The following is a 24,504-nucleotide window of genomic DNA, read 5'->3' as shown; positions in this document are numbered from 1 at the left end:
TCACTCAGAAACGCAGATCGGTCTTTCCGAATGGACGTACGGGCCCCCACGGGAGTCCTGGCCGCAACTGATGATGACGTGATATGATGACGTCATCATGCGGACGATTATCGAGCTTCCCCAGGACCAACTGGCACACCTTGATGCCCATTGCCGGAGAGAAAACGTCTCGCGGGCCGAGGCGATCCGGCGCGCCGTCACGGCCATGCTTGCCGAACAGGCGAAGGCCGGTGCCGCAGGGGCGTTCGGGTTGTGGCGTGACCGGACCGAAGACGCGCTGGCACAGCAGGAACGGCTCCGAAACGAGTGGGTCTAGTGAAGCCCCACATCGAAGCGGTCTTCGACACCAACATCCTGATCGACTACCTCGTCGGCCGCGAGGAGGCTCAACAGGAATTTGACCGCTACACCCGCCGCGGCATCAGCATCGTCACCTGGATGGAACTGCAGATCGGATCGAGATCCGAAGCCGAAGCGGACGTCATCGACCTGTTTTTGCGGGAGTTCCGTGTGATTGAGATCACTCGGCAGGTGGCGAGGCGGGCGATCGAGATTCGCCGACGTACGCGCGTGCGGCTCCCCGAAGCGATCATCTGGGCCACCGCGCAGTTGGAGTCGGCGCCGCTCGTGACCCGCAATACAAAAGACTTCCCGGCGGGAGATCCCGCCGTGCGGATTCCGTATTAGGAACTGGGGAACTGGGGAAGTTAGGAACTGAGGAACTGAGGAACTGGGGAAGTTTCCGGTACGTAGCTCGGGCCCCCCCCCCCCCCCCCCCCCCCCCCCCCCCCCCCCCCCCCCCCCCCCCCCTTTCCCCCGGGGGGGTCGGGGGGGGGGCCCCTCCCCCCGCCGGGGGGTTTCGCCGGCCCCGGGGGGGGGGGGGGCCCCCCCCCGGGGAAAGGGGGGGGGGCCCCCCCCTGGTTTTTTTTTTTGGGCGCCGCCCCCCCGGGGCCGGGGGCCCCCAGAAACCCGGCCTTTGGGGGGGGGGGGGTGGGCGCCGCGGGGGGCCCCCCCCCCCCCCCCCCCCGGGGGGGCGCGCCCGCGCCCCGGGGGGGGCGGGGGCGGCGGGGGGGGGGGGGGGGGGGGGGGGCGCCCGGGGGGGGGCCCCGCGCCCCCCCCCCCCCCCCCCCCCCCCCCCCCGGGCCCGGGCGGCCGGGGGGGGGCGGGGGGGGGGGGGGCGGGCGGGGGCGCCCCCCCCCCCCCGGGCCGGGCCGGCCCGGCCCCCCCGCCCCCCCCCCCCCCCCCCCCCCCCCGCCCCCCCCCGGCGCGGCGCGCCCGGGGGGGCCGGGGGGCGGGGGGGGGGGGCCCCCCCCCCGCCCGCCGGGCCGCCCCGGGGGCGCGGGGGGGGGGGGGGGGGGGCCCCGGCAAGGACCCGCGGACCCCCCCCCCGGGGGGGGCCGGGGCCCCCGGGTCCCCGGGGTGGGGCGCCGCCCCCCCACACCCCCCCCCCCCCCCCGCCCCCCCCCCCCCCCCCCCGCCCCCGGGGGCCCCCGGGGCCGCGGGGCGGGGGGCCCCCCGCGCCGGCCCCCCCGGGCGCCCCCGGCGCCCCCCCCCCCCCGCCGGGGGGCGGGGGGGGCCGCGGGGGCCCCCCCCCCCCCCCCCCCCCGGGGCCGCCCCGCGGCGGGGGGGGGGGGGGCCGGCGGGCCCCGGGCCGAAACCCCCCCCGCCCCCCCCCCCCCCCCCCCCCCCCCCCCCCCCCCCCCCCCCCCCGCCCCCGGGGGGGCGGGCGGGGGGGGGGGGGGGGGCGCCCCCCCCCCCCCCCCCCCCCCGGGGGGCCCGCCGGCCCGCCGCCCCCCCCCCCCCCCCCCCCCCCCCCTCCCCCCCCCCCCCCCCCCCCCCCCCCCCCCCCCCCCCCCGGGTTCCGGCCCCCCGCCCATTTCTTGCCCCCCCCCCCCCCCCGGGGCGTTGCCACCCCCCCCTGAATTCACCCGCCTGCTCCTCAAGGCCGAGATTGCGGCCTTCGCAGTAGCGCAACGAGCGAGTGGGTCTACGCGCGCTCCATTCACGCGAACCGTCCAGTGCAGATGCGCGCCCGTCACTCGCCCGGTGGCCCCCACCAGACCCAGCACCTCGCCCTGCGCCACATCAGCACCAGGGGTCGCGACGATCTTCGACATATGCGCGAACAGCGACACGATACCCAGACCGTGATCGACGATGACCGCGCCGCCAGAGAAGTACAAGTCTTCCGCGAGGACGACCGTGCCTGGCGCGGGTGCCTTGATGGGCGTGCCGGTTGGGCTGAGAAAATCAGCGCCGCTGTGTGCGTTGCGCACTTCGCCATTAAATACACTGCGCGTGCCGAACGCGGAGTTGGCCTTGTGGGGCACCGGCGCGACAAACGACAGGCCAGGCGCAGGATCCGGCCCGTTGCTCCCTTCCCACGCGGCCTCGATCGTGGCGGTCTCCCTTGTGATGCGCGCCGCTTCACTCTCCGGCGGATTCACGAAGTCCGGATCCACCGAGAGCCGTCGCGTGCGGAACGCCTTGGTGGCGACCCGCAGTGTGTGCTCGGTGATTGTTGTCCCAGCGTCGCTGCCGCCGGACACCGACACCCGGTAGGCGCCGGGCCGAACGTCGAGGTCGATACCGATCAGCGCACGCCAGGCATGAGGTCTCGCGGCCGTGGGCGGCAGCGGCTGCACACGCTCAGTGCGATCACATGCCCGTGCTTCCAGCGTCGAGAGCGCCACGTCTGAGACGATGGTCAGCAGGACGAGCTCGCCGGGCTGCAGCGAGCGGGCCGTGTGTGTGATCGTGAGCGTCGGCGCCGCTGCGACGGGCGCGGGAGCGACCTCTCCGGTGACCAGGCCAAGGCCGACCAGCACACTTATGGAGACGCGCCACCACATGCGCCGATTGTCTCGCAAGGCGCCCTCCTGTGGGAAACACCTGAAGGGGGTGAGCGGCTGAAGGTGTGGTCTGGGTGGGCACCCGAAGGCGTTTGCTGCGCTCTTGCCGATTGTTCTCCCGGCTCTGGGGCCATCGGCTACACAGCGTCTGGGCCGTCATGCACTTTCGCCGCATCCCCACAACACGTTTCCCGCTCGGGTAGATGGTGGCGCGCGGTTGCATCCGGCGTGATTTCAATATCTATCACCTGAGGACCTGGGCGTCGTTCACGCCGTCGTTGTCATCATCCGGGTCACACACGTCGCCCACGCCGTCGCCATCAGCATCTGCCTGGTCACTGTTGGCAGTGGCGGGGCAGTTGTCAACGTCGTCGGTGGCGCCATCGCCGTCGGCGTCAGCGCCGCCGCCATCAAGGTTGGCAAAGGCAATCCCGAAAAAACGCTGGCCAATGGCGCAACGTTTAATGACTTGATTGCCCAGGCTGCAGCAGGAGCCACCGATCATGGCGCGTTTGTCCGGGCCGTGACTCAGTTGGCCAATAACTGGAGGCGCAACGGACTTATCAGCGGTGTGGAAAGCGGCAAGATTACCTCGTGTGCCGCCCGCTCAACATTCCCTATCAGTTGAGTTCGTTGTCAGCAGGCCAACAGGGTGTTCATCCTCCGGGGATGAACACCCTGTTTCGCGGGTGCAGGTGCTGGCGCGGGTCAAGGCGCAGGGCCGCATTGACGTACATCACCTCGGCGTCTAGACTGCCCGCACCACGTCAACCGCCGCCGCCCGCCAGCATTGGCTGCTGGCCGCGGCGCTTCGACAAAGGAGTTTCATGAAGGTCTCGCGCGTACTGGTTGTTCTCCTGCCCCTGTTTGCCGGTGCCTGTGCTCAGCCTGGCAGTCCCTCCGCTCCGTCGCCCGTCGGCGCTTCGGCCGCCCTCGAGGCCCAGGCGGCGAAGGTTGACGTATGCCACGTCAGCGGCGATGGCAGCGTCCACGCCATCAGCGTTGCCGGTAGCGCGGTCCCCGCGCACCTCAGGCATGGCGACGCGACGCGGGTCTTCAGCCTGCCCGCGGGCGCGACGTTCAGCGCCAACAACGCCCTGGAAGACTACGTCCCAGCGCTCGCGTTCGACCTGGATCCCCTGACAAACTGGAATGCCGGCTATTGGCCGGTGGCGTGGCTCGAAGTGGACTTTGGCTCACCGCAGCGGTTCTCGGTGATGACCGGCCTGCCGGACCAGTTGCCGGCAGTCAGTTTCACCAACCACGACATCACATTCGACGGCGCGCCGGCATTCAGCTGGACCGGTATCACGACCAACAACCAGCTCATCACCCAGACGTTCGGCACCATGCAGACTGCGCAGCGTGTGCGCATCACCACGACGGTGAGCGACAGCTGGGTGGCCTGGTGGGAAGTCGGCTTCCGGGGCTGCTAGCGCCCCGGGCGCTGATAAACCGTGACCTAAAAGCGCGTGATCAACCCGACCCTGAACCCGGTGCCACGTGGGGAGTCCGTGACGTGCTCCACCTTGCTCACCACCGGGAGCATGCCCGTCATATTGCTGAAGGAATCGAATTCAACACCGAAGTGCCTGACGTGGCCGACGTGCGCGAACAGCGCGACCTTGCGGGAGGCGCTGACTTTGATACCGCCGCCGATGTTCAACGTCGGCCGCATCTCGTCGTAGTCGTATCTCGATACGGTCGCATCCGGCGTGGTCTTCACCTGATGCACCCGCCCCAGGCCGCCGCCGATGTCGGCGTAGACCGACACGCGGCCCAGGTGCAGTTCCGGCACCAGGCTGACCGCCATCCGGTAGGGAAGCGAGTACTCAAGCGCCGCCGGTTCGGCCGGGATATCAAGTGACCACTTGAATGTATTGATGCCCGCGCTCGCCTGCAGGGCAAGCGACCAGCGCTTCGAGTTGTGAACGCGCCGGCCCGCAACGAACTCGACGTCCAGGCCATGCCCCTCATTGTGGTACTCGTCCGGCGTGCCGCCGGCGTAGTAGGTGTAGTACGGCCGGAAGTCGGTGTTCAGCCGGCCCACGCCAACACCGGCATACCAGGGCGGGCTGTCGGTTTGCGCAACTGCCGGGGAGGCGAATCCAAGCGACAACACAAAGAGCACGGGCACAATCGCGGAAGACTTCATGGCCCGCGACTATAACAGACGGGTCTGGCGTCACAATACGCACGTGAGTTCCGGCGCGCCCGAATCCGACCATCAGGCCGATGTCGCACTGGCGGCCGCGTGTGCCGCCGGTGACGAGGCGGCATGGGAGCGGTTCGTGCGGGAGTTCCGACCAACTGGTACCGCTGCCAGATGACGATGCCCCGCCGCAGGGCAGGGCGATCCGGCTGGCGCCACCAGCCGCGCCGGATCCGGAGGAGTCCGGGTGTCGAGCCGCAGTTCGGTTGGCGTTGGCCGACGCGATCGCCCGGCTCGAGCCGCGCGATCGATTGCGACTCGGCTGTTACTACGTCCAGGATCTGACGCTGTCGGCCATCGGCAAGATGTTTGGTGAACACGAAGCCACCGCCTCGAGGCACCTGACGCGCATTCGGCGCGACCTTCGGGCGGCGGTCGAGGTGTCAATGCGCGAGACCCATGGGTTCGCCGCGCCTGCGTTGACGGATTGCCTGCGCACCGTGATGAACGATGCCGGGGATTTGGACCTGGGAGGGATGCTTGCAAGATCCCCTGGCCGGATCGTTCAGAATGAGAGGGATCCCAGTGACCACTGACGCCACACGCGAACACTGCGTCGACGCCGAAACGCTGGCGGCGTGGGCCGACCGCGGCCTGCCGGCCGCTGAAGCGGCAGCGGTGGAACTGCATCTGTCCAACTGTGAGCGCTGCCAGGAGGTGTTGGCGGCGTTTGTGCGAAGCCAGCCTCAGGCCGCTGTGGTGCTTCCGTTCTGGTCGCGCCCCGCGGTGCGTCTGGGTGCCGCAGGTCTGGCCGTGGCCGCTTCTGTGACGCTCGTGGTCTGGACGAACCGGCCCCCATCTGTCCCGACGCCGACAGCGACCGTGGCGTCGAGCGAACTGGCGCCTGCGGCCCCGCCCTGATTCCCGCGCCGCCGACGGCGCCTCCGCCGCCAGGCGCCTGACCGGACGCGTCAGGCCGCGCCATCAAAGCAGGCTGAAGCACGCCGATCGGAGCGGGCGCCTAGACCGGCGCCTCTCCCTCAGGTCGCGGCCGGTGCGCCCTGCGGAAGCCGCCGCCACCGCCGCCCGGTGGTGTTGCCGCCGGCCCCACTTCCGGCGGCTCCCCCGCCCCCGCCTGTTCAGGTGACGGCGGCTGCGCCCACACTGGGAGGCGTGGCGCAACAGACCGCCGCGCCGACAAGACCGACCTCGATCGCCATCCCCGCGATGGCAGAACGCGTCAGCCTGGACTCCGTGACGATCGAGTTCATCGCGCCCGATCCGCTCGCCTCTGCCTCTCGAATGGCCACAAGCGGTGTGGCGGGTGGCCGCGGCGGTGGTGTGCTCAAGCCCGCGCGGTGGCGGATTCTCGGTGGAACCGGCGTGCAACGGTCGGTGGATGGCGGCATCACCTGGACCGTCGCGAGTCTTCCTGCCGGCCAGCCGTTTGTGCTGACCGCAGGTTCGGCCTCGTCGCAGAACCTGTGCTGGCTGGTCGGCCGTGACGGCGCCGTGTTTCTCTCCAGGAACGGTCTCACTTTCGAGCGGGTGGCATTCCCGCATCGGGTCCACCTGAGATCCGTCCAGGCCATCGACGCCCTGCGCGCTGTGGTCACGGCCGAAGACGGCCGGACATTTTCGACCTCTGATGCCGGCCTGACCTGGGTCGCCGGACCTCCCAACGACTGACCGCTGCAAGGTTTCTGACCCACCTCGTTCTAAGGGCGAGGTGAGTGATGATTCGACGACTTTTCGTTCTTCCGTTGTGTGCGCTTGTTCTCCTGTTCCTTGTGGCCGCGCCAGGCGCGCAGCCATCCGGAACGCTCGTCACCGGCACGGTTGTTGATGGCGCCCTGTCGCCCCTTGCCGGTGCGTCCATCACGCTCGAACGCCAGGCGGTCGTCGTCAGCCGCACGACGTCCGACGCCGAAGGGCGATTCACGTTCCAGAATGTTGCGCCCGGCGACTATCGCGTGCGGGCCACGCATCGAAGCGCGCCGACGCTGGTGCGCGAGTTCCGAGTCGCAGCCGGTGTCGCGGCGGTCAAACTGCCGCTCGTGATGGCGCCAGCGGTGGAAGTCACCGCAGCCGCCAAGACCGTGGACGCCTTGGGGCAGTCTCTTCCGGCCCCTCCTCCTTACCCGACCGTCGCGACGTCGCAGAGGACACCCATCTCGGGTGGCGTTGCGGCAGGACGTGCGGGTGGCGGCGGCGTCGCACCCCAGCGCATGTATGAACGCGTGGTGACCGGGCAGATCTACTTCGAAGACCGCGAGCGCTACGCGCCGATCGATCCCAACCGGTTCCAGGACACCAGGACCCAGCCCCTCTCCACGTTCGGCGCCGACGTGGACACCGCGTCGTACGCCAACGTGCGCCGATTCCTGTCGTCGGGCCAGTTGCCGCCGTCTGATGCCGTGCGCGTCGAGGAGCTGCTCAACTACTTCCATCCCGACTACGCGCAGCCACGTAATGGCCGGCCTATGGCGCTGACCACTGAAGTGGCCGACTGCCCGTGGGCGCCCTCGCACAAACTCGTGCTCGTCGGTGCCCGCGCCCGGGCGGCCGCGCCGCAAACGCGAGAAGGCCGCAGCATCGTGCTGCTTATCGACGTGTCGGGTTCGATGGCGCCGGCCGATCGCCTGCCCATGCTCAGGACCGCCCTTGGCTTGTTTGTGGACTCCCTCAACCCTGACGACCGCCTCGCCATCGTCACTTATGCGGGATCGAGCGGCGTGGCGCTCGCGTCCACGCCGGTCCGTCGACGCGACGTCATCCAGCGCGCGATCGCGAACCTGAACGCGAGCGGATCCACCAACGGCGCGCAGGGCATCGTCACCGCGTATCGCCTTGCGCGGGAAGCGTTCATCCCGGGCGGCGTCAATCGCGTGATGCTGGCCACCGATGGCGACTTCAATGTCGGTGTAACCAACGAGCGTGACCTTGTGCGCCTCATCGAGCGCGAGCGCGAGTCGGGTGTGTTCCTTTCGATCTTCGGAGTCGGCCAGGGCAACCTGAATGATTCAGCGCTCGAGCAGATGGCCAACAAGGGCAACGGCCACTACGTGTACCTGGATTCGCTGCAGGAGGCGCGTCGCGTGCTCCTTCACGAAACCGATTCCACGCTCGAGACCGTGGCGAAGGACGTGAAGTTCCAGGTGGAGTTCAACCCCGCAATGGTCGCGTCGTGGAGGCTCATCGGCTACGAGAACCGGTTGCTTGCAGACAAAGACTTCAACAATGACCGCAAGGACGGCGGGGAAATGGGCGCCGGCCATACGGTGACCGTGCTGTACGAAGTGGTGCCGGTCGGAGTGGAGTGGGAGGGTGCTGGTGACTCAGAGGGCCGGCCCAGCGTGGACCCGCTGAAGTACCAGGCGAACCCCGCGGTGATCGATCGTCCGTCCCGCCCGGCCAACACCAGCGGCGACTGGCTGACCGTAAAGGCGCGTTACAAGCAGCCGGATGGAGACGTGAGCGCGCTCATCGAGCAGTCGGTGCGGTCGGGTGGCCCGGTGCGGCACCTGCCGTTCGCGGCGGCGGTTGCGGAGTTTGGTCTCATGTTGCGCAGGGGCACGACTGATGCCGGCCGCTGGGACGCGTTGGTGCGCCGCGTAAACGCAATCACCGTCTCGCCCGCGCTCGCCACCGACAAGGCGGGGTTTGCGGAACTGGTGGAAACCGCGCGCGGCCTCGCGCGGTTGCAGCGCACGCGGTGAGGTGATTGGCGCGTTCGCAAAACGACCTCTGAGGTCGTTACCTCAGAGGTCGTTTTGCACACGCGACGCACATGGGCTACGCTCCCGTTCCGGTGTCCTCCCAACGATTTGGCGCGACAATCGTGGTGCCGCTGCTCGATCAGGTCGACAGTTGGCTTGAGCAGAGCGTGCGGTCGGCTCTCGCGCAAACGGCTCCGTGCGAGGTGATCGTGGTGTATTCGACCCGCGCGCGCGAGTCGAACACCAGGCTCCTCGCCTCACTCGCTGCCGAGCATCCTGGTCTGCGCATCGAGCCTGAGCCGGTGCAAGGTGGCTTTGCCGCCGCCATCAACCACGGCATTCAACTCGCCTCAGCGGATCGCGTCGGCCTGCTGCTCTCTGATGATTGGCTGGACCCGCGCGCGGTCGAACGCTGTTTGCCTCATCAGGTGGACATCGTGTCGACAGGCCTGACCGTGTTTCTCGCAGACGGCCGGACGCCGGCCATGGCCCCTGGTGCGCCTCCGAGTCTCGAGACGTTTCAGAAGCGAACCACCCTTGAAGAACGAGCCCGTTACCTGAAACATTTCTTCCTGTTCCGAAAGACGGCCATCGTGGAGGCCGGCGGCCTGGACGAATCGCTCGGCGACTACCCCGGTATCGACGACTTCGATCTGATCTGGACGATGCTGGAGCGCGGTGCCACGGTGGCCATTGTCCCGGCGAGCCTCTACAACTACCGCGATCACGACGGCGAGCGCCTGACACTTCGTGACCGGGACCAGGCGAAACGCACGTTGGAGCGGATTCTGGAGAAACACGGGCTTCGAGGCGATGAGAAAGCGCGCGTCCTTGCCATTCACCTGCCCTGGTACGGACGCCCGGTGCATGCGGCTCAGGCCGAGATTGCCGCCGGCGACGCCCGGAGGCGCCGAGGTCTTAAATGAAGGTGGCGGCCGAGCGCGCGCAATTTACCGAGCGCGGCTTCCGGGCGCGTGAGTACTTCCCGCACGACGTGATCGCCCTGCCCAAGCCCTATGCCGATACACACCTGTGTCTTGAGAAGCGGGGCGTCTCACGCCGGCGGATCGCCTCAGGCCAGCACATCCAGCTCAACGTGTATTCCAACTGGCTGGGCGGCTTTCCCGACGCGTTATTCACGGACCCGGCGGTCAACTGGCACGGCCAGCAGTTTGGAAGAAAGGGCCTTATCGCCGCAGCGGGCCTTTTTGTCGAAGGCCGCACCGGCGTGGTCACCTATCTGCAGTCGGACCTCTGCCAGCAGATCTATCGCAGCCCCAGCCTGAAGCGGGCCGCCAGCGCCAGGCTCGACACGCGCTTTCGCTACTGGTACCGGATCCTCTTCAACGCCATCCTGGATTTTGCCGCCGACCACGGTCTCGACATCGTCCATTCCCCAACCGCTGACCACATCATCGGCGCAACCAAGAAGCGCATCGATCCGGGACTGTTCACCCAGATCTATGACTCGGTTGGTGAACACTATTCCTGCCGCAGGGTGGCCATCGACCGTGCCGAATACTGGGTTGTGGCTCTGAAGGACAACCACGACCGGATCGCGCGGCTCAACCATGCGGCCATGCCCGACACGCCTGCAACCGGTCGCAAGGTGATCTGCATCTGTCACGACATCGAGTCGAACGTCGATACCAAAGTGACCGAGAGCGAGTGCCGCGAGGCGTTCCACCGCATGCTCGCCGTGGAGCGCGCGCACGATGTGCGCACCACCTATCAGGTGCTGGGCCTGCTGTTTCGCGACACGGCGGCCGCTGTGGCGGCCGACGGCCATGCGCTGGCCTTTCATTCGTACGACCACAAGGTTGGCGACCCCACGCAACTGGCACGCACCCGCGAGGTGGACCTTCAGGTGAAAGGTTATCGGCCGCCGCAGTCGAAGATTACCGCCGATCTCTCGGACTACACCCTGGCCTACTGGAATTTTGAGTGGCTCCTTTCGTCGGCGAGCAGTTTCAGGTTCCAGGAGCCGAGGATCGAAAATGGCATTGTGAAGATTCCCGTGCACCTCGATGACTGGCCGCTGCACACCGGCGCACTCACGCGCGCGCAGTGGATGGCGCGGCTGCGCGACGAGATTGCGAAGCGCGACATTCTCGTCATCAGCCTGCACGACTGCTACGCCCGGCAATGGATCGATTGGTACCCGGACCTGCTCACCGAACTGCAGGGGCTCGGCGAGTTGTGGACGTGTGAGCAGGTGGTGAATCGCGAGCGGTTCCGGAGCGCGTTGCGGACCCGGCCATGATCGGCACGACTCGGCGGGAGAGACTTGTGAACGCCATCACCATCAGCCGCATGGCGGCGGCGCCGGTGGCGTTGCTGGCGGCGTGGGTGGGTGAGACGGCATGGTTCGCGCGGCTCATGGCGTTCGGGCTTCTCACCGACGCCCTCGATGGTCCACTGTCGCGCCAGCTGAAGACCGCGTCGCCGCGCGGCGCCCGCCTCGATTCGCGGGCGGACCTGGCGTTCAATTCCGCAGGCCTGGTGGGAGTGGCGGTGCTCTTCCCACAGCATCTGGTCGCCCAATGGCCACTACTGGCAGCAGCCGTGTGTGCCTACGCCGGCCCGATGGCCGCGGGGTGGTTCAAATTCGGACGCCTCACGTCGTATCACACACGCCTGGCCCGCGCGTCCCTGGTGCTCTGTCCGCCGGCCCTGGCCGCGTGGCTCAGGTTTGATACACTTTTTCCACTACAAATCAGTGTGGCCGTGCTGGTGCTGTCGGGCGTCGAGGAGCTTGCCATCACGTGGAAGCTCGATCGGCCGATAGATGATGTAGCCCATGTGTTTCGAGTGTTGACTCTGGATTCCCGAAGGAGGGAAAGATGCGTTCCGAAGGTCTACGAAAATTGACAGTGCGGGTGCTTGCCGTTGGATGTGTGACCGTGGCGGCCCTGTTGGTATCTGCCGCTCCTGCCTCGGCACAGTGGCGGGTGGGTCCGTTCATCGGCGGCGAACACGAAAGCAGCTGGGATGAGTTCCTGGTCATTGGCGCGGACGCCCGCGGCGCCGTCGGCACCCAGAACATGGAGCTCAATCCGCGTTTTACCTACTTCGTCCGCGACCTGACGACGCGGTTCCAGATGGACTTCAACGTGATCAAGCGCCTGGAAGTGGCCAGTACGTCGCGCATCGAACCCTATGTGGGCACCGGCCTCGCGTTTGAACGCATCAGCTACGACGGCAACGTCTTCGACAACGAATCCGCGCTCGGGTTCAACTACATCGTCGGCGCCACGGTCAAGTCGAGCGGGCGCATGCAGGCGTTTGCGCAGTTCGTTTACACCGTGTTGCACGACTCGGCGAACAACGCCGTCGTCAGCGCGGGCGTGCATTTCAAGCTGTCGAAATAGGTGGGACAGGTTGATGTGGCGGCCCTCGTGGCTGCCACACAGTGCCGCACGATTGCGGAGATCGGCATTGGGACAGGACGCACGTCGCTCGGCGTCGCGCAGACGCTCGATGGCGACGGCGTCCTGTACCTCTTCGATTTCCAGGAGAAGGTGGACACCGTTGCCGCCCAACTCCGCGAGCGCGGCTATTCAAACGTCATCGCCTGTGGTTGCTCCAGCCGCCGGCTCGATTCGTACAACTGGCCTCTCGCGAAGCTGTTGCGCGAACACGATCGTCCCTTGTTCGACTTCGTCTATCTCGACGGCGCCCACACCTGGGTGCATGATGCCCTCGCATTCCTCCTGATTGATCGGCTGCTTCAGCCTGGTGGGTACGTCGTGTTCGACGACTACGACTGGACGATTGCCGCTTCCCCGACCGTCAACCCGAATCGAACCCCGATTGTTCGAGAGCTCTACACCGACGAGCAGATGCACACGCCGCAAGTGAAGTGGGTGGTTGATTTGCTGGTCAAGCGGGATCCGTCATACCTGGAGATTTCCGAAAACCAGATCTACCGCAAGCGTCCCTCGCCACTCCCGATATGACCCCGGCGGCGCCGTGCCCCAATCGGCCGATCCTCATGATGGCCTGTTACTTTCCGCCGATGGTGGCGCCCGGTTGCGCGCGATCGGTGGGCTTTGCTTCCTACCTCCCGCAGTTCGGTCTCAACCCGACCGTACTCACGTCGCCGACGCTGTTTGGATATCTCAACGATCCTGCGCAGTTCGACCCAGTGGCGTCGGGCATCGAAGTGCATCGGCCAGCCAGTGACGCCTGGTCGCGGTACGAGGCTTCGAGCCAACGGCGCCTGCGGCTGCCACTCGCGCCGCGCGAGCATCGAACGATAACGCGCCGCCTTCGACGGGCATCAGAGACGCCGGACCTCTCTGATGCCGGGTGGGCCTTGCTCGGTGCCTGCCTCGACCTGGTCGAGCGGACTGATGCTGCGGCGATCTGGGCGACGGCGCCACCATTCGCCTGGATCAAGATTGCGGCAGAGGCGAGCCGCATCAGTGGCGTGCCACTCATTCTGGACTATCGGGATCCCCTGACCTATGGCGCCCTGGCGGCGTGGGAGAACGAGGCTGCGCGACAGGCCGGACTGTGGTGGGAGTGTCGCGTACTTGGGCAGGCCGCGCGGGTGGTGTTTGCGAGCGATATGACGCGCGAACGCATGGCCGAGCTGTACCCCGATCTGTCGACGCGCTTCCTGACCATTCCGAGCGGCTTCGACCGAGCGGCGCCCATCGCGCCACCGGGGCCTGTGGTCTCGCGCAGCCGGATGGCCATCGCGTTTGTCGGCAGCCTGTACGCCCATCGTCCACCCGACGCATTTCTGCAGGCATTGAGGCTGGTTGTAGACACACATCCTGAGGTTGCGGCGTCGATCCACGTGGAGTTTGTGGGCCGCTGTGAGAGCGCGCGGGAGGCGGCCGCCAGCCTGGATCTGGATGCGTGGGTCACCGCCACGCCGACAGTGCCAGTCGCCCACAGCCGACGACGCATGCGGGAGGCCGACGTTTTGCTGCTGTTGCAGACCCGTGACGACCAGAGTGATTGTGTCTCGGGGAAGGTCTACGAATATCTGGCTGCAGGCCGGCCGATATTAGCGGTGGTCACACCCGGAGGAGCCAATGATCGCCTGCTGCGGGAAGCGGGCGTGACTCACAGCATCGCGACGACTGACTGCCAAGGCGTCGCCATGGCCATTGTGGACCTCTGGTCGAGGTGGAAGCGCGGTCAACTGATGACGAACGTCCAGTCGTCCTGGCTGGAGCGATTCGAGATGCGCCAGCTTGCAGGTCGACTGGCCGAGGTGGTCGTCGCCTCGTGCCGGTTACCAGAGTAGGCTATCGTCGCGCCACCCAGAGATCTTCGGAATCCCGAGCTTGATCCCGCCACTCGTGGGCAGCCCGCGCCCACCGGCCACCCCTTCCAGCGCGCTCTCGCTGAGTTCATCAAGTTCATCGATCGCCGTCATGGCCTCGCGAAGGTCGGCTGCGTTGAACGCGAAGCCCATGCGTTTGCCGAGGCCCACCAGCGATTCCTCGTGCGCCGCCTGCGCCTCTTCGGCTGCCTTCGCATCAGTGGCAATCTTGACCAGAAATTCCTTTGCAACCTGGATGCTCATGCGAGAGAGTCTAGGACTCGTTCCCGATGGGTGTCAATCTGGCTGAATCGGCCGTCCGCCGCGGCGCCTTCCAGAAGGCCGATGAGCTGGCCCCGCTCGTCTCTCTGCTCCAGGCCGCCCGTCCTCACACGGTTGTTGAGATTGGCACGCTTGGCGGAGGCACCCTCTGGCTGTGGTGCCGCCTCGCCACTGCGGATGCCCTGGTCGTGGGCATTGACCTGCGGCAAGCCGCGGACGGAGTAGCTGCTGCCGTCGACCCGGGCGCGCAGCAGTCTGTCCGCTTCCTCCAGGGCGATTCCCATCTTGAATCCACCAAAATGGCGCTTCAGTCAGCGCTCGGCGACCGTCCGGTGGACCTGTTGTTTATTGACGGCGACCACCGTTACGGCGGTGTGAGCCAGGATTTTCACTGGTATGCGCCCCTTGTCCGCGAGGGCGGGCTGGTTGTGTGTCACGACATCATCCGTCACACGCAGATGCCCGAAGTGGGTGTCCATCGACTCTGGAAGGAACTGGCGCCGCACTTCGCCACCCTCGACTTCGTCAGCGATGGCGGGGACCGAGGCTGGGGTCCGTGGGGTGGTATCGGAGTGCTGACCTACACTCGTCAAGGGCACGCTCGATGGCTGCGCCGCCGGCGCCTTCGCGCGGCCGGCATCCGCTGATTCCCATGCTGTTTACTGTTGCCGTCTGCACCTGGAACCGTTGCGCCTCCCTGGAGCGAATGCTCCAGACATTAGCGGCTGCAGACCGTTCGGGTCTCGATCTTGAAGTCCTGGTCGTGGACAACGGCAGCAGTGACGACACCGCACGCGTTGTGCAGGCCGCCGCGTCGATGCTGCCCATCCGCATCGTGACCGAGCCCGAACGTGGCGTGGCCAATGCGCGCAACACCGCAGTGCGCGAGGCGCGCGGAGATGTGATTGTCTGGACCGATGACGATGTGCTGGTGGATCGGGACTGGCTGCAGGCGCACGCGCGCGCGGTGGCCCGATGGCCGGGTGCCGGCTTTTATGGCGGCGCCATTCGGCCCCTGTTTGCGTACGACCCGCCAGACTGGATGACCGCGAATTGGCAGCGCATCAGCGGCGTCTACGGAGCCCGCGACCTCGGACAGATGCCGTTCCTTTTTGACGACCGCTGTCTGCCGTACAGCGGCAACCTGGTCGTGCACACCCACATCATGCGGCGATATCCGTTTGACCCCCGGCTCGGACCGCGTGGAACAGGACGACTGGGCGGCGAGGAAACACCGGTCTTGCGCGCGATGATTGCGGACCGCATTCGCGGCTGGTGGGTGCCTGACGCTGCCGTGCAACACCTGGTTCCCGCCGAACGGATGACTCTTTCGTACCTGGGGCAGATTTACGCCTCCCGCGGCGCCGCGCGGCGCCTCGACGACGGTTCCGCACACATCCCTGGAGTGCGCCCCTGGATCTGGGCAATGGCGCAACAAGCCGAGCGCGCGTATCGTGCCTCCAGAGCGGTTGACCCGCCCGAAATCTGGCTGCCTCTCTTTTTGCGTGTCTGCGTGGCGCGCGGCCGTATGCGGTGATGCCGTGACATTGACGAACCTCGACACCTCGTCGTTCGATACGCAGGGCGATCCGGTCTACGCGACCATGATTACCGGGAAATCACTCCATCGCGCTGGCTGGGCGATGCTCGCCCTGGAGAACTTCCGGTTGCAGACCTACCGCAACCGCTACCTCGTCGTGGTCAACGACGGCGACTTCGATCTCGATTTGGATGCGGCCCGGCTGCCGCCGGACCGCGTCATCTCGATCCGGCCCAGTCAGCGCCACTCGCTTGGTGAGTTGCGAAACATCGCACTCGACGCCATCCCCAATGGCGCGCTCTGGGTGTTTTGGGATGACGATGACTGGCGGCATCCGCGGCTGATGACCGCCCAGCATCGCGTGCTCACCGAACTGGGCGTCGCCGGGTGTTTCATGGCCTCTCAGGTCAAGTACGCGTTTGGCATTGACGCCGCGTTTGAACACGGGAACCCGGGCGGCTTCGCCGGTACGCTCATGGCCTACAACGACCCGGCCCAGAGGTTCCCCGACCTCGCCAGAGGCGAGGACTCAGTCTTTGCAGACGCGCTGAAGCGCACGAAGCGCTGGTACCTCTGGAGGAATCCGCCGCACTACTACTTCCGCTTTATCCACGGCGCAAACACCTGCGATGAAGCGCACTTCAAACTGCATCGTCAGGCACCTGGGAAATGGCGCGTGTCCCCTGAAGCGGCAGCCTGGCTCAATCGTCTGTTGCCGCTGTGCCCGGTGTCGAGTGGCGCAACACGCGATCCCAGAGGGGAATGATGTTCGACCACCGGTAGTGTCGCGCCGTCGCCACGGCGATCTGGCCCATCGCGGCCCGACGGACCGGATCAGTGGTCAGTCTGAGCAGGGCGTCGATCGCCGCGCCGATGTCCATGTGCGCGTGGGAGCGGTCCGGCTGAAGTGCGCGCACTGAGGGCGCCACGACCTCTGAAAATGGCCTCGCATATTCGGGCGCCCCGCCGACATCGGTGATGACGTTGGGGACGCCGCACGCGGCGGTCTCGAGTACCGTCAGTTCCCACCCCCCGGCGTCCGATGACAAGAGGTGGATGTCACACGCGCCCATCCGGCGCACCAATTCAGCCGCGTCAACGCCCAGGCCTGGCAGCAGTGACCGGTCGAGAACGATGTGTGACTGGATGTCCAGATGGCGCGCAAGGCGGTGGAGGTTCCACACGCCATTGCGATACCCGGCGTGTTCTGCGCCACTCTCGGTGTGCAGGTACAAACGCGAGTCAGGCACATCCACGCGACTGAGCCCGTCTTTGCCGCAGTGGGCACACGACGACCGTACGCGCGCTGAGCCATCAATCGGATCCCGATCGAACGGCGTCACGCGCATACAGTGCAGGCATCGGCCGAAGTGGCCGTGGGCGAACGCCTCGAAGATCCTGAGGGCGAGCTCCGGGTGTTTGTGACCGACGTTGCGACCAAAAAACCCGATCACCATCGTCCGATCGTCGGTGACGCCGAACACGCGCATTCGCGTGGCCCGGCGTTCCGCAAAGTCTGACGCGCCAAACAGATCCACGTCGATGCCGTGCGGAATGGGCGCCGCAAGCCGTGGCGAGATTTCCGGGAACGCCCGACGGAGCGCTTCGGCCGCAAAACGCGTGTACGGCACGATGGTGTCCAGCCGGCCATAGAGCCGCCCGAGGAGCGGCGATACGGGTGCGTGGTCCACCGCAAGGTACGACACCACATGCACCAGGGGGCGCAGTCTCTCCCCATCGAGCGTGTCGAGCAGCCGCGTCTGCTGGCGTGGTGATCCGATACACAGGAGAGTGCGACTCCGCCCTTCACCGCCGGGCGGGTTGGCCGTGAGCACGGAAGAATCAAGGGGTTCGTCAGTTGACAGCGGCAGGAGTTCGATCGCCCACTCACCGGTGGCGCGCAGGCCGTGGGCGACAGCCCGGCCGACCGTGGCGAATCCTGTATGAAAATCCGGATGATCGCACGCGAGAATCAACTTACGCATCGTGAGCCTGCGGGACAGACAGGGACCGAAGTACGCTGATAGCACTGCCCACATCCATGGGAGCCACCCAGTGCCCATTGGGTGCAAACTCCATCTGACCCGGCGGAACCAGACGAACCACTCCCGGCGGCAACCCGCCGGCTGCGCCAAAGTCCGTGGTCAACGTGACGATGCCGGCGGAGCAGCCATCGAGCACTGCAAACGAAAGGTCCGCGTGCTGGTGCGGAAGCAGGAGCGCGTCAGGCGCAATCGTCAGATCCGGATCATCCCAAATGATCTGGTCGGCGATCCCAAGGGCTGTCGCTGCGGTCCTCAGCGTCCAAAGGGCGGGCCGATCAGCGACGGGTTGGTCGTGCAGTGGCCGGCCGCCGATCACGAGCCGCGCGTCTGCCAGCACCTCGCCCCGGGCGCCGTTGACGCTGCCACACGCGGGACAAGCGGCGGCCACGATCGGTTCCAGGTGTTCGCCAATCACGAACGGGCTGAGACGATGGCAATCATGGCAAATCCAGTACAACCCTTTGGCGAACGCGCGAAAAATTTCGAGAGCTTCGAAGGCGTCCGCATCGCCACTGTGCGAGGCCCGCGTGCCGATGCGCAGGGCGTGACGTCCCGACAGGGGCGCTCGCGCGTCTGCAGGTGCAACCGCAGGAGGAACGATGACCACGGGAGGGAGGTGGGCCATGCCAGAGTGGCGCAACGCGTACTGGACTGCCCGCGCGCCGAATGACGACTCGACGACCACACGATCGGCCGCCTGGCAGACGCGTGTCGCACAGGAAGACAGCGGGACTTCAGCGACACGCAGGTGGGAAACGATCCTGACCTTGAGTCGCAATCCCGTGACGACCAGCGATTGCACCAGTCGCAGTTGCGCGTCCGACGGGCCACGCAGGCCGACGACTGGAGGCGGCCCGCCGCTGCTGGCGGCCTGCAACCGCCTTCGCACCATCGCAAGGCCCCGGGCCACGCTCGCCGAGTCCCCATTGAGGTGACACACAAGGTCGATGGCAATCACTACGGGCACGCTAACATACGAACCGCGCATGAGGGGACTGCGGCCGTTGCTCGTCGCCAACTTTGCCACCGTCGTTGGCGGCGGTGAGGTTGGCCTTCGAATGCTCTACCAGGATCTTGTCGCGCGAAATCACGCACCGGTCCTGGCCGTGCCAGGAACCACTCCGCTCTTTGGCGATATTCCGCAGTGTGCGGTCTCTCCGCGCACGGATTGGGCGGCCCAGGACATCCGTGGACTCGCGTGGGAGTGCGACCTGATTCACACATTCGGTGTCCACGGCGCTGTGACGGCACTGCTCGCACGCACTCAAAAGCCTGTAATCTTTCACGCCCTGATCCCCAATCCCGATCCCAGGGACCAGAAGGTGGCGCGCCTGTGCGACCGCATTCTCTGCAATTCCAACGCGACCGCTTCGAGGTTTACGGCGTTCGCCCAGCCCCATGTGATTTACAACGGCGTGCGCGCTCCAGAGCCAGTCCGATCCGCGCCATTGGCCCGACCAGATCGGCGCACCATCGTGGTGGTGGGACCGACGTGCGCGCGAAAGGGACAGATGGACCTCCTGCCCGCACTCGATCGCGTGCTGGTCGCGAAGCCCGACGTGGATGTGCTGTTTGTTGGCAGAGCATCCGGGCCTATCGGCCTCGCCCTGACCGATCGCGCCAAGGCGTCGGCCGGTCGGATAGGCGTGGTCGGATACGCGCCCGATATCGCCGATCACCTGGTGGCGATGGCGCTGGTTCTGGTGCCGTCGCGTTCCGAAGGATTTTCGCGGGTGGCCGTCGAAGCGTTGCGCGCCGGCACCCCGGTGCTGGCGACCCGCGTCGAGGGGCTGCGTGAGGCCCTCGATGGTTTGCGCGATCCCTGGCTGCCCGACGACCGCAGCCTGTGGGCCGATCGCATCCTTGGCGAACTGGACCAGCCCACACATTCACGCGACGAACTGGTGGCGGCGGGTGCCCGCTTTTCACCTGATCGGTACGTCGATGAGATTCTGAGTCACTATCACGATGCCCTTCATCGACACGACTGACGCCACCGGAACAGTCGGGCCGCGCTACACCGCCGCCGTCATCGTCCCGGCGTTTAACGCCAGCAGGACCATCGCGAATACGCTCGAGAGCATTGCGCTGAGCATTCGTCGCCGGCTGAGTCTCGCAAACCAACCCGAGCGCTTCGCGATCTCCATCGTTGACGACGCCTCTGCCGACGACACGGCCGGGTTGATTGCCCGCTTTGGCCTGGGCTGCAACGACATTGATGTCGTGTTGACGAGGCACGCCACCAACGCTGGCCGGGCGTGCGCCAGGAATCGCGCCGCCGCCGCGGTGACGACCGATGCGTATCTGTTTCTCGACCACGACGACGAATATCTGCAGGACCATGTGACCACGTGTCTCGAGGCACTGGCTGCCACGCCACGAGCCGACTTCGTCAAGACTCAGGCGGAGCTCTCAGATCCGGTGCACGCCGACTGGGAACCGCGAATCAACGCGGGCCTCACGCAGAACCTGTGCGTACGGTCGCATGCGCATAACCTGATCGGCGGGTTCCACGAGGAGCGGGAGGTTGAGATCTACGGGTGCGACGACGTCCTGTACAACCGGCTCCTGCGCACATTCCTGCTGGGCGTGGACGTTTCGGTCTTCACGGTGAAGTTCAACCGCTGGCCGGGGAACTCGTTCGACCGGCAGTACACGCGGAAGTTCTCGCGTTCGGCGGATCAAGCTGAGGTGACTTTGAACGAAGCGCAAAAAGACGTGGCCGCACGCGTGGCCGAAATAGCTGGGCGGCGAATGCAACTGGTGGCCGGCCGTGTGGCCAGGCTTACGAGCCTGGCTCGGCGGAGGTGAAACGCGTTATGCTATCGGCCATATTTCTCGGAGGTTTCGCTTGGCCTATTCCCGTTTCTTGAGTCTTCGTTCGTTGTGCGTTGTGGCGGCGGTTTCACTCGCGCTCGGCTGTTCAAAATCCTCGACCACGCCCACCACGCCGACGCCCCCCGCGACCGGCACCACCAGCTTCTCCGGCAACTTCGGCTGGACGTGCGCGACCGGCGTGAATTGCCAGGATGTGTTCGACTTCACCGTCGCGGCCGGGTCGGTGCTGACGGTTCGCGTCAGCAACGTCGAGGCTGGTTCGGCATCGCAGATTGCGCTGTACGCTCCTGGAACGGCGCTTGGCGGCACCAACCTCCTCACGGGAACGACCAAGGAACTTCGATGCACGGTGGCCGCCAACTGCAGTCTCTTCACCGGGGGCGAGCAGAAGGTCGGCATCACGGCGACCCAGGCAGGCACCTATCGTCTGGCCGTCACGCGCGATTGGGGCGTGAGCTGCGGCGCCACCGGCACGTATCGCGTCGAACTCACGTCATCCATTGCGTTTCAGACCGGCGTGCAGTCGGTCCAGGATCAGGCCTCGCTCGCGTCCGGATTTGAGTGCAAGTAGACGGCCGAGCGTCCATGGGCCGATTGCCGATCAGTTGACGCCGAAGGCAAGGGCGGGTTCTGATCTCGCACATGCCCATCACCCGTCGCCGTTTCACCGCTCGCGCGCTCGCCGCTGGTGCCGCAGCCAGCCTGTTGTCGCCCTGGAAAATTCTGGACGCATTTCAGGGAACAGGCGGGCCTCGATCGGGAAATCCAATCATGAGCGGGTGGTATGCGGATCCCGAGGCGCGCGTCTTCACGAACGCCGCCGGCCAGCCCGAATACTGGATCTATCCCACCTACTCGGCGCCGTACGATCAGCAGCTGTACCTCGACGCGTTTTCATCAACCGATCTCGTCACGTGGACCAAACACCCGCGCGTTCTTGACTCGGTCAACATCACGTGGGCGCGACGCGCCGTCTGGGCGCCGTCGATTGTCCGCAAGGGCGACTGGTACTACCTGTTCTTCAGCGCGAACGACATCCAGAACGATCAGCAACTGGGCGGTATCGGTGTGGCGCGCTCGCGGAAACCCGAAGGGCCGTTCGAAGATCATCTGAAGAAACCGCTCGTGGACAAATTCCACAACGGTGCCCAGCCGATCGATCCATTTGTGTTCGAGGACCGTGACGGCTCGCTGTATCTCATCTACGGGGGCTGGCGTCACTGCAACATCGCGAAGCTCAATGACGACCTGACGGGACTTGTGCCGCACGCCGACGGCACCACGTTCAAGGAAATCACGCCGCAGGGCTACGTGGAAGGCTCGTGGATGTTCGTGAAGGACGGGAAGTACTACTTCATGTGGTCGGAAGGCGGGTGGACGGGCCCAAACTACGCCGTGGCCTATGCCGTGGCCTCGTCACCGCTCGGCCCGTTTGAACGGGTGGCGAAGATCCTTCAGCAGGATCCAGCCGTGGCCACCGGCGCAGGGCACCATTCCGTGCTCCGCGCCCCCGTGTCCGGCAAGTACTACATCGTCTATCACCGGCGGCCGCTCGGCCAGACCGACCGCAACCACCGCGTGGTGTGCATCGACGAACTTCGCTTCGATGCCAACGGCGCGATCGAGCCGGTGGTGATCACCAACACGGGCGTTCTTCGGGACCCTTCCCGGTAGGCCGCCACGGCGCACAAAAGGACACCTGACCAGATGAAATCTTCCCGTCGCCTGTACACGCTTCTCCCGCTCCTGTTTGTTGCCGGTACCGTCATCGCCCAGCAGCCGAAGATCTTCTGGGGCGACGAAGTGCCCGCGGGATGGACCGGCAAGTGGCCGGCCGATTTGCTCACCGTCCCCGAACGCACGAACTACACGAGGACGATGTCCACCGAGCAGATGCATGAGTGGATTGCGGCGCTGAAACTCAAGAGCGAGAACGTGCACGTGGTGCGGATGTTCACCAGTCCGTTGCGAAAGGTCGCGCCGGCGATGGTCCTGGCGAACCCGAGGGTGACGTCTCCGCAGCAGGCGAGAGCCTCAGGCAAACCGGTGGTATTCCTGCTGGGCAACATTCATCCGCCCGAGTCGGAAGCCGCCGAGGCGATGTTGATGGTGGCGCGTGATCTGGCGGCGGGCAAACACAAGGCCATTCTCGACAACGTGATCGTGATGGTGGCGCCCATCTATAACGTAGACGGCACCGACACGATCGTGACGCAGGACGGCGGCCTGGGCAGCGAAACTCCGCACATCCTGGGTGTGCGCGAAAACTCGGAAGGTCTTGACCTCAATCGCGATGCCGTGAAACTGACGACGGTTGAAGGCAACGGACTGTACCGCACGCTGAACGATTGGGATCCACTGCTGTTCCTTGACGGACATCTGATGAGTCGCGTCAATCACGGCTACGCGAATACCTATGGCACCACCACCGTGCCCGCGGCCGCGCCGGGGCCGCGCGACTACATGACGCAGACGTTGTTTCCCGCCGTGCGCAATCAGGTGCGGCGCGACTTCGGCCTCGAGGTATTCACGCACGCGCTCGCCACGCCCAACACCTGGCCGCCCACCGCGTGGAGCCATGACCGCGCAGCCTGGACCGTGGAAGCAAAATTCGTCGTCAACGACTACGGCCTGCGCAACCGGTTCGCCATCATCACCGAAACCCCGGGACAGCCCACGTTCGAGCGCCGCATCTATGCGCAGTACGCGTATCTCATCGCGCTGCTGCAGTACACGAGCGCGCACGCGAAGGAGATGCAGGCTGTGGTGAAGAAGGCCGACGATGAGACTGTGGCGGCGGTGTTGGCGGGAGCGGAACGCGGAACACTCAGGAACTTTCTGGACGGGGAGTATCAATCAGCCGGCAAGATCGATTTGCTTTCCTACCGGACGAACGAAGCGCAGTACAGACCGGGCACGAGCCTGATGAGCACCAAACCGGGGACTGCGTCAGGTCCCCCCGAAGTGGTGCCGAACGTGGATGACCTCACAAAGCCGGTGGGTACGCGATCGGCCACGGTGCCGCGCGCGTACTTTCTTCCGGCGAGCTTGAGTGAGATCGCCGCGAAACTCCGTGCCCACAACATTCGTGTGACCACCCTCGACACCGCCGTGCGCGTCGAAGGCGAGCAATTCACGATCGATCGCATGTACCCGGTGCGGCGCGCGGGGTATGACATGACCACGCTCGACGGATCGTTTTCTCCGATCATCACGAAGGAATTCCCAGCCGGGTCATTCCAGGTGGACATGGCCCAGCCCATGGCGAACGCGGCGTTTTATTACCTGGAGCCGCAAGCGCGCGATGGCTTTGTCGGTTGGGGCGTCATGGACTCGGTGCTTCGCGCCCTGGGAGCACACGAACGCCCGGTGGTCTATCCGGTCTTTAAGGCCCGAATAACTGTGGTTAAATAGCCCTTTTTGAGACCATACACTGTATTTTAGTTGATAATATACGTATTTAGGTCTAATATGTGTATATGGATCATGCCAGAGCCGCCGAGGTTGAACTGGGTCGCCAGGTTCGCGCGCTGCGGCTTCGGCAGGACCTGACCCAGCAACAGGTCGCAGAGCGGGCGGGAATCGCGCTGAACGCCGTCAAGAATCTCGAGAGCGGCAAGGGGGCCACGCTGCACTCGCTGACGCGGACCCTTCGGGTGCTCGGTCGCGTGGATTGGCTCGGCACATTGGCGCCTGCCGTGTCGATCAGTCCCATCCAGATGCTTCGGACCAAGGCGCCCCGGCGCCGGGCGTCGCGCCGGAAGTCGGCAGTCGTTCCACAAGACGGAGCGTGAC

27 protein-coding genes and 1 pseudogene are annotated in these 24,504 nt (G+C 66.0%); 22 read left to right on the top strand and 6 right to left on the bottom strand.

All coding sequences use genetic code 11. The annotated features are described in order from the left end of the window. Positions 1 to 97 precede the first annotated feature (97 nt). Complete coding sequence (locus IPL75_22525) at positions 98 to 316, top strand: ribbon-helix-helix protein, CopG family (GenBank protein ID MBK9242971.1); 219 nt, start codon at positions 98 to 100, stop codon at positions 314 to 316. Between the two features lie 11 nt (positions 317 to 327). Further along, a complete protein-coding gene (locus IPL75_22520; GenBank protein ID MBK9242970.1) occupies positions 328 to 687 on the top strand; it encodes a PIN domain-containing protein in 360 nt (119 codons plus the stop codon). A 1,295-nt stretch (positions 688 to 1,982) separates the two neighbouring features. On the opposite strand, the pseudogene IPL75_22515 reads toward IPL75_22520, so the two are convergent. Then, positions 1,983 to 2,852, bottom strand: a pseudogene (locus IPL75_22515) (M23 family metallopeptidase). Between the two features lie 244 nt (positions 2,853 to 3,096). Next, positions 3,097 to 3,357: a thrombospondin type 3 repeat-containing protein gene (locus tag IPL75_22510; protein ID MBK9242969.1), complete on the bottom strand. Its 261-nt coding sequence runs from the start codon at positions 3,355 to 3,357 to the stop codon at positions 3,097 to 3,099. A gap of 322 nt (positions 3,358 to 3,679) precedes the next feature. On the opposite strand from IPL75_22510, the gene IPL75_22505 reads away from it, so the two are divergent. Then, positions 3,680 to 4,288 (top strand): discoidin domain-containing protein, encoded by a 609-nt coding sequence (locus tag IPL75_22505; GenBank protein MBK9242968.1) that lies wholly within the window; start codon positions 3,680 to 3,682, stop codon positions 4,286 to 4,288. A 26-nt stretch (positions 4,289 to 4,314) separates the two neighbouring features. On the opposite strand, the gene IPL75_22500 is transcribed toward IPL75_22505, so the two are convergent. Beyond that, on the bottom strand, positions 4,315 to 5,007 hold the full coding sequence (locus IPL75_22500; GenBank protein ID MBK9242967.1) for a hypothetical protein: 693 nt from the start codon (positions 5,005 to 5,007) through the stop codon (positions 4,315 to 4,317). An 80-nt stretch (positions 5,008 to 5,087) separates the two neighbouring features. Here IPL75_22500 and IPL75_22495 point away from each other — a divergent pair, with 80 nt between their 5' ends. The 10 genes from IPL75_22495 to IPL75_22450 all read left to right on the top strand — a co-directional run bounded on the left by IPL75_22495 (position 5,088) and on the right by IPL75_22450 (position 13,986). Continuing rightward, entirely contained in the window at positions 5,088 to 5,600 is a 513-nt protein-coding gene (locus IPL75_22495; GenBank protein ID MBK9242966.1) for a sigma-70 family RNA polymerase sigma factor, read from the top strand. Then, positions 5,590 to 5,925, top strand: coding sequence for a zf-HC2 domain-containing protein (locus IPL75_22490; GenBank protein ID MBK9242965.1), 336 nt, complete (start codon positions 5,590 to 5,592; stop codon positions 5,923 to 5,925). Before IPL75_22495 ends, IPL75_22490 begins: the two co-directional genes overlap by 11 nt. A gap of 252 nt (positions 5,926 to 6,177) precedes the next feature. Beyond that, positions 6,178 to 6,693 (top strand): hypothetical protein, encoded by a 516-nt coding sequence (locus IPL75_22485; protein ID MBK9242964.1) that lies wholly within the window; start codon positions 6,178 to 6,180, stop codon positions 6,691 to 6,693. 47 nt (positions 6,694 to 6,740) lie between these two features. After that, positions 6,741 to 8,723, top strand: coding sequence for a von Willebrand factor type A domain-containing protein (locus IPL75_22480; protein MBK9242963.1), 1,983 nt, complete (start codon positions 6,741 to 6,743; stop codon positions 8,721 to 8,723). A 92-nt stretch (positions 8,724 to 8,815) separates the two neighbouring features. After that, on the top strand, positions 8,816 to 9,649 hold the full coding sequence (locus tag IPL75_22475) for a glycosyltransferase (GenBank protein MBK9242962.1): 834 nt from the start codon (positions 8,816 to 8,818) through the stop codon (positions 9,647 to 9,649). Continuing rightward, positions 9,646 to 10,986 carry a hypothetical protein gene (locus IPL75_22470; GenBank protein ID MBK9242961.1) on the top strand — a complete coding sequence of 447 codons (1,341 nt, stop codon included), beginning with the start codon at positions 9,646 to 9,648 and terminating at the stop codon, positions 10,984 to 10,986. The genes IPL75_22475 and IPL75_22470 overlap by 4 nt, the downstream gene beginning before the upstream one ends. Positions 10,987 to 11,012: 26 nt before the next feature. Continuing rightward, the gene (locus IPL75_22465; protein ID MBK9242960.1) at positions 11,013 to 11,594 is read left to right on the top strand and encodes a CDP-alcohol phosphatidyltransferase family protein; all 582 of its coding nucleotides are present in this window, start codon (positions 11,013 to 11,015) and stop codon (positions 11,592 to 11,594) included. After that, positions 11,567 to 12,094, top strand: a complete 528-nt coding sequence (locus IPL75_22460) for a hypothetical protein (protein MBK9242959.1) — start codon at positions 11,567 to 11,569, stop codon at positions 12,092 to 12,094. Before IPL75_22465 ends, IPL75_22460 begins: the two co-directional genes overlap by 28 nt. Beyond that, on the top strand, positions 12,095 to 12,682 hold the full coding sequence (locus IPL75_22455; protein MBK9242958.1) for a class I SAM-dependent methyltransferase: 588 nt from the start codon (positions 12,095 to 12,097) through the stop codon (positions 12,680 to 12,682). Further along, a complete protein-coding gene (locus IPL75_22450) occupies positions 12,679 to 13,986 on the top strand; it encodes a glycosyltransferase (protein MBK9242957.1) in 1,308 nt (435 codons plus the stop codon). The genes IPL75_22455 and IPL75_22450 overlap by 4 nt, the downstream gene beginning before the upstream one ends. Here the strand turns inward: IPL75_22450 and IPL75_22445 are convergent. Beyond that, positions 13,975 to 14,268, bottom strand: coding sequence for a Nif11-like leader peptide family RiPP precursor (locus IPL75_22445; GenBank protein ID MBK9242956.1), 294 nt, complete (start codon positions 14,266 to 14,268; stop codon positions 13,975 to 13,977). The genes IPL75_22450 and IPL75_22445 overlap by 12 nt on opposite strands. Positions 14,269 to 14,294: 26 nt before the next feature. Between IPL75_22445 and IPL75_22440 the strand changes: the two genes are divergently transcribed. The 3 genes from IPL75_22440 to IPL75_22430 are packed head-to-tail and all read left to right on the top strand — an operon-like array spanning position 14,295 to position 16,592. Next, positions 14,295 to 14,933 (top strand): class I SAM-dependent methyltransferase, encoded by a 639-nt coding sequence (locus tag IPL75_22440; protein ID MBK9242955.1) that lies wholly within the window; start codon positions 14,295 to 14,297, stop codon positions 14,931 to 14,933. Continuing rightward, positions 14,891 to 15,823 (top strand): glycosyltransferase family 2 protein, encoded by a 933-nt coding sequence (locus IPL75_22435; protein ID MBK9242954.1) that lies wholly within the window; start codon positions 14,891 to 14,893, stop codon positions 15,821 to 15,823. Before IPL75_22440 ends, IPL75_22435 begins: the two co-directional genes overlap by 43 nt. 4 nt (positions 15,824 to 15,827) lie before the next feature. Beyond that, positions 15,828 to 16,592: a glycosyltransferase family 2 protein gene (locus IPL75_22430; protein ID MBK9242953.1), complete on the top strand. Its 765-nt coding sequence runs from the start codon at positions 15,828 to 15,830 to the stop codon at positions 16,590 to 16,592. Here the strand turns inward: IPL75_22430 and IPL75_22425 are convergent. Both IPL75_22425 and IPL75_22420 read right to left on the bottom strand, forming a co-directional pair. Next, positions 16,528 to 17,811, bottom strand: a complete 1,284-nt coding sequence (locus tag IPL75_22425) for a glycosyltransferase (GenBank protein MBK9242952.1) — start codon at positions 17,809 to 17,811, stop codon at positions 16,528 to 16,530. The genes IPL75_22430 and IPL75_22425 overlap by 65 nt on opposite strands. Then, positions 17,804 to 18,838: a hypothetical protein gene (locus tag IPL75_22420; protein ID MBK9242951.1), complete on the bottom strand. Its 1,035-nt coding sequence runs from the start codon at positions 18,836 to 18,838 to the stop codon at positions 17,804 to 17,806. The genes IPL75_22425 and IPL75_22420 overlap by 8 nt, the downstream gene beginning before the upstream one ends. A gap of 19 nt (positions 18,839 to 18,857) precedes the next feature. Between IPL75_22420 and IPL75_22415 the strand changes: the two genes are divergently transcribed. From IPL75_22415 to IPL75_22390, 6 genes are all read left to right on the top strand, one after another. Continuing rightward, entirely contained in the window at positions 18,858 to 19,862 is a 1,005-nt protein-coding gene (locus IPL75_22415; protein ID MBK9242950.1) for a glycosyltransferase family 4 protein, read from the top strand. Further along, entirely contained in the window at positions 19,840 to 20,682 is an 843-nt protein-coding gene (locus IPL75_22410) for a glycosyltransferase family 2 protein (protein ID MBK9242949.1), read from the top strand. The genes IPL75_22415 and IPL75_22410 overlap by 23 nt, the downstream gene beginning before the upstream one ends. 58 nt (positions 20,683 to 20,740) lie before the next feature. Further along, the gene (locus IPL75_22405) at positions 20,741 to 21,280 is read left to right on the top strand and encodes a pre-peptidase C-terminal domain-containing protein (protein MBK9242948.1); all 540 of its coding nucleotides are present in this window, start codon (positions 20,741 to 20,743) and stop codon (positions 21,278 to 21,280) included. 71 nt (positions 21,281 to 21,351) lie between these two features. After that, positions 21,352 to 22,383, top strand: coding sequence for a family 43 glycosylhydrolase (locus IPL75_22400; GenBank protein MBK9242947.1), 1,032 nt, complete (start codon positions 21,352 to 21,354; stop codon positions 22,381 to 22,383). A gap of 33 nt (positions 22,384 to 22,416) precedes the next feature. Beyond that, positions 22,417 to 24,123 (top strand): hypothetical protein, encoded by a 1,707-nt coding sequence (locus tag IPL75_22395; protein ID MBK9242946.1) that lies wholly within the window; start codon positions 22,417 to 22,419, stop codon positions 24,121 to 24,123. Between the two features lie 65 nt (positions 24,124 to 24,188). Continuing rightward, positions 24,189 to 24,503, top strand: coding sequence for a helix-turn-helix domain-containing protein (locus IPL75_22390; GenBank protein ID MBK9242945.1), 315 nt, complete (start codon positions 24,189 to 24,191; stop codon positions 24,501 to 24,503). Position 24,504: the final 1 nt, after the last annotated feature.

The sequence above is a fragment of the Acidobacteriota bacterium genome (genome assembly GCA_016716905.1).
Lineage (GTDB): Bacteria > Acidobacteriota > Vicinamibacteria > Vicinamibacterales > SCN-69-37 > SYFT01.
The sequence above is the reverse complement of the archived record's forward strand: the minus strand, read 5'-3'. Positions and strand labels throughout refer to the sequence as shown.

Coding starts and splice junctions, on each gene's coding strand:
- IPL75_22525 (MBK9242971.1), top strand. CDS start 98: ATGCGGACGATTATCGAGCTTCCCCAGGACCAACTGGCACACCTTGAT.
- IPL75_22510 (MBK9242969.1), bottom strand. CDS start 3,357: ATGATCGGTGGCTCCTGCTGCAGCCTGGGCAATCAAGTCATTAAACGT.
- IPL75_22505 (MBK9242968.1), top strand. CDS start 3,680: ATGAAGGTCTCGCGCGTACTGGTTGTTCTCCTGCCCCTGTTTGCCGGT.
- IPL75_22500 (MBK9242967.1), bottom strand. CDS start 5,007: ATGAAGTCTTCCGCGATTGTGCCCGTGCTCTTTGTGTTGTCGCTTGGA.
- IPL75_22495 (MBK9242966.1), top strand. CDS start 5,088: ATGTCGCACTGGCGGCCGCGTGTGCCGCCGGTGACGAGGCGGCATGGG.
- IPL75_22480 (MBK9242963.1), top strand. CDS start 6,741: ATGATTCGACGACTTTTCGTTCTTCCGTTGTGTGCGCTTGTTCTCCTG.
- IPL75_22470 (MBK9242961.1), top strand. CDS start 9,646: ATGAAGGTGGCGGCCGAGCGCGCGCAATTTACCGAGCGCGGCTTCCGG.
- IPL75_22460 (MBK9242959.1), top strand. CDS start 11,567: ATGCGTTCCGAAGGTCTACGAAAATTGACAGTGCGGGTGCTTGCCGTT.
- IPL75_22450 (MBK9242957.1), top strand. CDS start 12,679: ATGACCCCGGCGGCGCCGTGCCCCAATCGGCCGATCCTCATGATGGCC.
- IPL75_22445 (MBK9242956.1), bottom strand. CDS start 14,268: ATGAGCATCCAGGTTGCAAAGGAATTTCTGGTCAAGATTGCCACTGAT.
- IPL75_22440 (MBK9242955.1), top strand. CDS start 14,295: ATGGGTGTCAATCTGGCTGAATCGGCCGTCCGCCGCGGCGCCTTCCAG.
- IPL75_22435 (MBK9242954.1), top strand. CDS start 14,891: ATGGCTGCGCCGCCGGCGCCTTCGCGCGGCCGGCATCCGCTGATTCCC.
- IPL75_22425 (MBK9242952.1), bottom strand. CDS start 17,811: ATGCGTAAGTTGATTCTCGCGTGCGATCATCCGGATTTTCATACAGGA.
- IPL75_22415 (MBK9242950.1), top strand. CDS start 18,858: ATGAGGGGACTGCGGCCGTTGCTCGTCGCCAACTTTGCCACCGTCGTT.
- IPL75_22410 (MBK9242949.1), top strand. CDS start 19,840: ATGCCCTTCATCGACACGACTGACGCCACCGGAACAGTCGGGCCGCGC.
- IPL75_22400 (MBK9242947.1), top strand. CDS start 21,352: ATGCCCATCACCCGTCGCCGTTTCACCGCTCGCGCGCTCGCCGCTGGT.
- IPL75_22395 (MBK9242946.1), top strand. CDS start 22,417: ATGAAATCTTCCCGTCGCCTGTACACGCTTCTCCCGCTCCTGTTTGTT.
- IPL75_22390 (MBK9242945.1), top strand. CDS start 24,189: ATGGATCATGCCAGAGCCGCCGAGGTTGAACTGGGTCGCCAGGTTCGC.